A 7,323-nucleotide genomic window follows, 5' to 3' on the forward strand; every position below is an offset into this window, starting at 1 on the left:
CCCCCCCATCGATTTTTTGGGGGGGGGGGGGCCCCCGCCCCCCCCCCCCCGGGCGGGGGGGGGGGGCGCGGGGGGCCCCCCCCCCCCCCCCCACCACCCTACAGGCATTCACGGTGACATGATAGTCGCGCCGGATCGTGTTAGTCCCGCGCCACCGGGACGGGCCGGACGACGGCGTGCAGCTCGTCCTGCCCCGCGATCTGGTCGGCGAACCGCGGCGTCCCGTTGCGGTCGTCGAACCGCTTCGCCGCCCGCCGGCTCTCCGCGTCCAGCCACGCCCGCAGCGCCGGCACGTCGGAGGTCGTCTTCCGACTGCCCGTCACCAGTTCCGGCGGCACGCGGACGCCGCGCGACCACTCGCTTCTCATCAGCCGGTCGCACAGGAACCGGCCGGCCAGCAGGAAGTCGAACCGCGGCCGCGGCTCGTACCCGTGGGCCGCGGCCGGCAGGAACCGCTCGAACAACCGCACCGCCGCCGACAGGTTGTCCGTGACCGCCAAAAAGTAGACGTGCTTCGTCAGGTTGCCGAGGTCGCCGGACCGGGCGCTCAGCCGGAGGCCGTTGCGGTGCGTCACGACGGCCCGCTCGTCGTCGCCGAGGCGGAACAGTGAGTCCAGCAGCGTCGCGTAGGTCGATTCCGGGACGAGCCGGCAGGACAGGCGGCCGTTCACCACGTTCTTCGCCGCGTCCACGGCCCGCTCGTGCTCGCCCCGCCAGTTGTGGTAATCGACGATCGTGTCCGCCTCGCACGCAGGGCAGTTGCTCAAGCTGTCGCGGGGTTGGCGGAGGAATTCGTCGAACGACTCGGCCGCCGCGGCCGTGTCGCCGACGTGCATCGCCAGCGACAGGCGGTACTTCGCCAGCACCCGCTCGCCGGCCCCGAACCGGCGGAACCGGGTCGTCATTTCGTCGAACAGGCCGTGGATTTGGGGAAGGGTGATTTCCGGGAACGCGATGGCCCGCCAGATGACCCACTTGAACCGCCAGAGGAGCTGGAACTCGTCGAACCGGGCCGGGTCGCGGTCGAACTGGGCCAGGCACCACGGGTAGTGGGCGACGAGCAGGTCGCCGCGGCCGCCCATGACGGCGGCGTCGAGCAACTCCATCCGGGCGTCGTACCCGGCCGGTACGTCGGCGTGACGGTCGGCGTGGCGGACGGCCTCTTCCAGCACGGCCACCCGGCCGGGGCCGTAGGGCAGGCCGCGGGACTGGGCGATCAACTCGGCGACGGTCGCGCGTGCGGCTTCGGACATCACTTGCATCGTTGCGGATGAACGCGGCCGGGACAAGGTGAGCGGGTGTACCCCGACCGCATTCGGTCCCGCCGAAAGAATCGCACGGCGGCGCGAACGCGCTCCCACCCGCGTTCCGCAATCGAAACACGGCCGGCCGCGCCCGGAGAATGCCGACAGTGCTAATCGGAAAGTTGGCCGAGTTCGAGCGCGGAAAATCGGGACGTGAGCTACAGTTTTGCGCCCCGGTGTCCGAAGCGCGGACACCCCGGCGAGTCAGGGAACGGATTCGATGCTCGCGCCACCGCTCACGCCGATCCGCGACCGCGCCGCCCTCCTGGCCGCGGTCCAGCGCGCGGGCCTGCTGTCCGCCAAGCAGTTCGACCGCGGCGTCGCCGGCCTGTCGGCCGACGCGGACGCCGAGGCCGCGGCGGAGCACTTCGTCCAACTCGGCCTGCTCACCCGGTTCCAGGCCAAGCGGGTGCTCGGCGGCAAGACCGACGGGTTCTTCCTCGGCCCGTACCTGATCCTCGAGCCGATCGGCGAGGGGAAGGGCGGCAAGGTCTACAAGGCCCGGCACAAGACGATGAACCGGGTCGTCGCGGTCAAGCTCCTGATGCCGGAGCGGACGCGGTCGGCCGAGATGCGGACCGCCTTCCAGCAGGCGACGCGGCAGGCGGTGCAGCTGCTCCACCCGAACGTCGTCACCGCGTTCGACGCGAACGAAGTCTCCGGCCGCATTTACATCGTCCTGGAGTACGTCAACGGGGCGGACCTGGACGGCCTCGTCCGGCGGAACGGCCCGTACCCGATCGAGAAGGCGTGCGAGTTCGCCCGGCAGGCGGCCGTCGCGCTGGCTCATGCCCACGACCGCGGCATGGTCCACGGCCGACTCAACCCGGCGAACCTGCTCCTCGGCCGCCCCGGCGGGACGACGACGCGGGCGGCCGACGAGTCGAGCGAGCCGCTGACGGTGAAGGTGCTGAACTTCGGGTTCGGCCGGCTGGCGGAGCTGTACGCGAACGACCCGACGAAGCAGCTGAACAGCGCCCTGTCGGCGACCGACTACTACGCCCCGGAGCAACTGGACGCCCGCGCGACGCCGACGGCGGCGGCCGACCTGTACTCGCTCGGGTGCGTGCTGCACTACCTGCTGACCGGCCGCCCGCCGGCCGGGGACGGTCCGATCCACCAGTTCTCCAACGCCGTGCCGATCCAGCACTGGCGGCGGGACATCCCGGCGGCGCTCGCGAAACTCGTCCACGCCCTTCTGGAGCGGAACCCGGCGTACCGGCCGGCGTCCGCGGCCGTCGTGGCCGGGAAGCTGGAGGCGTTCGCCCGCGACATCGGGAGCGTGGACTTCGTTCTCAAGGAAGAAGTTGCGGCGTCCGAGTCGCACTCGCTGCTCACCGGCCTGCCGGCGGACGACCCGGACTCGCCGTTCGCCGACCTGGGCGACGCCGACGATTCGCTCCACGACACGGTGACGGCGGCCGAGGGCCGGACGCCGGTGGCGACGGACACCCGCCGCCGCAAGCCGCCGGACAAGAAGCGGGGCGGGGCGGTGTGGGCCGCCCTGCTGCTCGCGGCCGGGGTCATCCTGGTGACCGGGTGGGCGATCGGGTTGGTAATTAAGTCGGCGATGCGGTAACCCCGTCGGGCGTCGGTTCGAGCGGGCGTCGGTCGGTGACAGGTCGAAACGGCGGAACTCTCCCAGCGTCGGATTGAAATTCGTGTGCCCGGTGGCGTGCCGGGTCGTGGTTGTTGTCGAGTCGAGCACGTCGCGCTGTTCGCCCGAAACAGACGTGGTTGGAACATTTTCCTTGGGGCCGTCATGACGAATTTGGAGCACCCGGACTCCGGGGTGATCGAGTTCCAGTACCGGGCCGACACGCCCTTGTCCGAGTCCGGGGACACCGGCAGCACGCCGTTCACCCTGGCCGGGCAGGTCGGCGTCCCGCACCTGCCGGGGTACGAGCTGATCGAACAGATCGGCGCGGGCGGCATGGGCGTCGTGTACAAGGCCCGGCAGCTGGCGCTCAACCGGCTCGTCGCCATCAAGGTGCTGCCGAACGCCGAGAAGGCCGGGCAGAACACGGTCGCCCGGTTCTTCGCCGAGGCGCAGTCCGTGGCCGACGTGCGGCACCCGAACGTCGTCGAGGTGTACGACTTCGGCGAGGTGCAGATGCGGAGCACCGTCACCGGGCCGGACAAGCCGGAGTTCGTGAAGGTCCCGTTCCTGGTCATGGAACTGCTCGACGGCGGCTACCTCGGCGACCACCTGATGAAGCCGGGCAACCAGGACCCGCGGGCGATTGCGATCATCCTGGCGAAGGTCGCCCGCGGGATCGCGGCGGCGCACCGCGCCCGGATCGTCCACCGGGACCTGAAGCCGACGAACATCCTGTTCACCCGCGGCGGGGAGCCGAAGGTGGTGGACTTCGGCCTGGCGAAGCGGGCGATGTCGAACCTGACGCAGTCGGTGGCGGTGATGGGGACGCCGTACTACATGTCGCCGGAGCAGGCGAAGGGGAAGAGCAAGTCCGTCGGCCCGCCGACGGACGTGTGGGCGATCGGCGTCATCCTGTACGAGAGCCTGACCGGCTGCCTGCCGTTCGACGCGGACAACCACTACTCGCTGCTGCACCAAATCATTACGGAGGAGCCGGAGCGGCCGCGGATCCACAACGCGGACCTGCCGGCGGAGTTGGAGCGGATCATCATGAAGTGCCTGGCGAAGCGGCCGGAGCACCGCTACCCGACGGCGACGAAACTGGCGGAGGCGCTGGAGCAGTTCCACCTGGACACGTCGGTGATGGTCCCGATGCTGCCGAAGAAGGCCCAGCCGCGGCGGCCGGCCGGCACGAGCCTGGGCGTGACGGTGCTGATCCTGCTGCTGGTGGGCATCGCGCTGACGTGCGTGTGGCTGTGGCGGAAGGCGGAGACGGAGAAGCGGGAGCTGCACGAGAAGACGATGCAACTGCTCAACGGCGCGAAGCCGGAGGCGAAGAAGACGGAGTGACCCGCGGTCCCTATCGCTTGTCAACCCGATCGCGGACCGGTCGAGGAGTTGATTTCGGCCAGTCGGTTGTATTCATCGAACTTCGCGGTCAGGGAATCGCGGCCGTAGACGGCACGGACTTCACCGGGCGAGTCGAGTTCGAGTTTTAGTTGATTGTCCGTCACGTAACCGATAAGCGCCGCGCGGTGGTCGTGGATCGGCAACGCGCCAATCGCACCCGCAAACCGGTTTGATATGCGGATGAGCGGGTAGGGGTCGTTTTCGAGCAACCGCTCGTCGCGGATCACGGCGGCCGCCCGGCCCCCTTCGTAGGGGATCGTGTAATAAGCGTGAAATCCGAGACCCCGCGAGACGATGGCCGCGAAAACGTGCGCGGCCGACGACGAGAGTTCTTCCCCCATCACCTCGCTGCAATCAATCCCGCCGGTCGCGGTGAGTGACGCACACCCGTGGCGTTCGCCGAGTTCACGGACGGTCACGGACAGACCCCGGTTCTCGTCCGAGAGGTTGATGTGTGGGTTGTCCCAGGCCCAGAGCCAGGAGTTGTCGTGATCGGAATGAGAACCGATGACCAGGGCAGTGAAGTCGAGGTGTCCGAGAGTCAAGCGGGCGGTCGGCACGTTGTAGTTCCAATTCCCTGAGCAATTTTGCGAGTCCAAATAATTGCTCAGGTGTATCTGGCGGTCATACGCCATCGCGATGTGCCGGAGGTACAGGTCGATGAGTTCTTGGTCCATGATTACTTCTTCTCCCGCTTCAGTTCCGCCGTCTGCACGGCGGTCAGCTCGAACGCCTCGACCTCGACCTTGCTGTCGGTCGGGGCCGTCTTCAGGCTGTCCTTCCCGGTGAAGCTCGTGATCTCGAACCGAATCACGTCATCCTTTCGTGTGTACTTCGATTGCAGGTACTGGTCGTCCACGCGGAACAGGGACACGAGCGTCGTCCCGTCGGCCGTGAGCTTGGCGGTGATGCGGATGCCGTTCTTCTCGTCGATCTCGAACCGCCCCGCCTTCCCGGCCGTCGGCACGATCTCGTACTTCCGGGTGCTCGCCCTCTCGTCGCCCGGCTTGCCGTACTGAATCGTCCACGTCGCCTTCCCGCCGTCGAGCGGCTGGACGGCGAGGGTCATCGGGACTTCCTGCGCCTTCGGCCCGCTGCCGAGGGCGAGCGTGCCGGCCCACGTCCCGTGCCACTCCTTCGGCAGCGGCGTCGTGTCGGCGGCCGGGGCGAGCATCAGCGAGACGAGCAGCGTCGGGAGCATGGATGAACCTCAGCCCGGTTGGGGGGACAAGACCCGTGCCTTCAGGATCGCGGGGAGCACGTCCCACGACGCCCGGTAGCTGTCTTCGAGCGGCACGTTCACGTACCGGCCGGGGGCGAGGAACAGCGGCATCGTCGGGACCGGGTCGCCGACGGCGAACGGCTCGACGTAGGCGGCCGGCGCGACGTCGGCGTCGAACGCCATCGCCGTCAGCGGCTCGTCGGCCGGCCGCTCCGGGAACGGCTCGCTGCCCATCTCTTCCCAGATCAGGCGGTGCAGCCCGCCGGGGTCGCGGGGCGTCGGCGGGAAGGGGTCCACGATCAACAGGTGGATGCCGTGGGTGAGGAACTCGACGGCCTTGTCGACGAACGCCCGGACGGCGTGGCGGTTGTCCTTGTTCCCCGGCGAGACGAGTTCGACGACGGCGACGACGCGGTCGTCGTTGCCGTAGACCCGCAACCGATTCGCCTTGCGGGCGTAGCCGGACAGTTCGACCTTCGCCTGAAGCCGGGCCTTCGGGGGGGCGTCGAGGACGGCCAACCCGCCCGCCGTCGGTGTCCCGTTGCCAGGGGTGAAGGTAGCCACGTCCGGTTCCGGCCCGCGCACCCGCTGGTCGGCCATCGCGTAGAAGCCGGCGGGTAAGACGCGTTGATTCAAGTCGTCGCGGAGCCGGATCGTCCATCCCTCGTGGAAGTCGTGGTACGTCCCCGAACTCACGCGGGTCCAGTCGTGCATCGGCATGGCGTCGCCTCCCTCGGTCCCATCATTTCACACGGCTGCTGCCCGGACAAGAGAGCAGCCCGCGGTGCGAGCAAGGGCACTCGCGCCACGGGCTGGGGTCCATTCCGCACGGTCGTCACACGTTGTACGTCGTGCTCGCGGTGGTGCCGCCGCGGCCGGTCCAGTTCGTGTGGAAGAACTGGCCCCGCGGCTTGTCCGTCCGCTCGTAGGTGTGCGCGCCGAAGTAGTCCCGCTGCGCCTGCAGCAGGTTCGCCGGCAGGCTCGCCGTCCGGTAGCCGTCGAAGTAGCTCAGGGCCGACGACATCGTCGGCAGCGGGATGCCGTTCATCACGCCGGCGGCCACGGCCGTCCGCCACCCGTCCTGCGCGGCTTGAACTTCCTTCGCGAAGAACGGGTCCACCAGCAGGTTCACGAGCTTCGGGTTCCGGTCGAACGCCTCCTTGATGTTCCCCAGGAACCGACTGCGGATGATGCACCCGCCCCGCCACATCAGCGCGATCCCGCCGTTGTTCAGCTCCCACCCCAGCGCCTTCGCCTGGGCCGCCATCAGGTCGTACCCCTGCGCGTAGCTGACGAGCTTGCTCGCGTACAGCGCGTTCTCCACGGCCGCGACGAACGCCGCCTTGTCCGCCACGACCTTCGGCGTCGGGCCGCTGATGACCTTCGCCGCCTCGACCCGCTGGTCCTTCTGCGCCGACAGGCAGCGGGCGAAGACCGCCTCCGAGATCAGCGTCAGCGGGATGCCGTTGTCGGTCGCGGAATCGACCGTCCACTTGCCCGTCCCCTTCTGCCCGGCCTTGTCGAGGATGAAATCGACTAAGTGCTTGCCGGTGTCCGGGTCCTTGTACTTGAAGATGTCCGCGGTGATCTCGATCAGGAAGCTGTCGAGCTTCCCCTTGTTCCACTCGGCGAACACGTCGCCGAGTTCGTCGTTGGTCAGCCCGGCGACGCCCTTCAGGAGGTGGTACGCCTCGCAGATCAGCTGCATGTCGCCGTACTCGATGCCGTTGTGGACCATCTTGACGAAGTGCCCGGCCCCCTCCGGCCCGACCCAGTCGCAGCACGGG

At 68.7% G+C, this 7,323-nt stretch carries 7 protein-coding genes; 2 read left to right on the forward strand and 5 right to left on the reverse strand.

The features are described 5' to 3' along the window. Positions 1–140 precede the first annotated feature (140 nt). Complete coding sequence (locus AC5JJ2_RS02085) at positions 141–1,253, reverse strand: hypothetical protein (protein WP_495856299.1); 1,113 nt, start codon at positions 1,251–1,253, stop codon at positions 141–143. Between the two features lie 271 nt (positions 1,254–1,524). On the opposite strand from AC5JJ2_RS02085, the gene AC5JJ2_RS02090 reads away from it, so the two are divergent. Then, a complete protein-coding gene (locus AC5JJ2_RS02090; protein ID WP_495856300.1) occupies positions 1,525–2,883 on the forward strand; it encodes a serine/threonine-protein kinase in 1,359 nt (452 codons plus the stop codon). 183 nt (positions 2,884–3,066) lie between these two features. Further along, entirely contained in the window at positions 3,067–4,254 is a 1,188-nt protein-coding gene (locus AC5JJ2_RS02095) for a serine/threonine-protein kinase (protein WP_495856301.1), read from the forward strand. Between the two features lie 20 nt (positions 4,255–4,274). On the opposite strand, the gene AC5JJ2_RS02100 is transcribed toward AC5JJ2_RS02095, so the two are convergent. The 4 genes from AC5JJ2_RS02100 to gnd form a co-directional block, all read right to left on the reverse strand. Then, entirely contained in the window at positions 4,275–4,991 is a 717-nt protein-coding gene (locus AC5JJ2_RS02100) for a DUF6882 domain-containing protein (protein WP_495856302.1), read from the reverse strand. 2 nt (positions 4,992–4,993) lie between these two features. After that, a complete protein-coding gene (locus AC5JJ2_RS02105; protein ID WP_495856303.1) occupies positions 4,994–5,515 on the reverse strand; it encodes a hypothetical protein in 522 nt (173 codons plus the stop codon). A gap of 9 nt (positions 5,516–5,524) precedes the next feature. Continuing rightward, positions 5,525–6,256, reverse strand: a complete 732-nt coding sequence (locus tag AC5JJ2_RS02110; protein WP_495856304.1) for a DUF4058 family protein — start codon at positions 6,254–6,256, stop codon at positions 5,525–5,527. 115 nt (positions 6,257–6,371) lie between these two features. Further along, positions 6,372–7,323 (reverse strand): decarboxylating NADP(+)-dependent phosphogluconate dehydrogenase (gene gnd / locus AC5JJ2_RS02115; protein WP_495856305.1); only part of this gene is annotated, 952 nt, incomplete at its 5' end.

This window comes from Limnoglobus sp. (genome assembly GCF_059499385.1).

What these genes read in the sequence shown, in the direction of transcription:
- AC5JJ2_RS02100 (WP_495856302.1), bottom strand. Translation starts at nt 4,991, where the DNA reads ATGGACCAAGAACTCATCGACCTGTACCTCCGGCACATCGCGATGGCG.
- AC5JJ2_RS02105 (WP_495856303.1), bottom strand. Translation starts at nt 5,515, where the DNA reads ATGCTCCCGACGCTGCTCGTCTCGCTGATGCTCGCCCCGGCCGCCGAC.
- AC5JJ2_RS02095 (WP_495856301.1), top strand. Translation starts at nt 3,067, where the DNA reads ATGACGAATTTGGAGCACCCGGACTCCGGGGTGATCGAGTTCCAGTAC.
- AC5JJ2_RS02085 (WP_495856299.1), bottom strand. Translation starts at nt 1,253, where the DNA reads ATGTCCGAAGCCGCACGCGCGACCGTCGCCGAGTTGATCGCCCAGTCC.
- AC5JJ2_RS02110 (WP_495856304.1), bottom strand. Translation starts at nt 6,256, where the DNA reads ATGCCGATGCACGACTGGACCCGCGTGAGTTCGGGGACGTACCACGAC.
- AC5JJ2_RS02090 (WP_495856300.1), top strand. Translation starts at nt 1,525, where the DNA reads ATGCTCGCGCCACCGCTCACGCCGATCCGCGACCGCGCCGCCCTCCTG.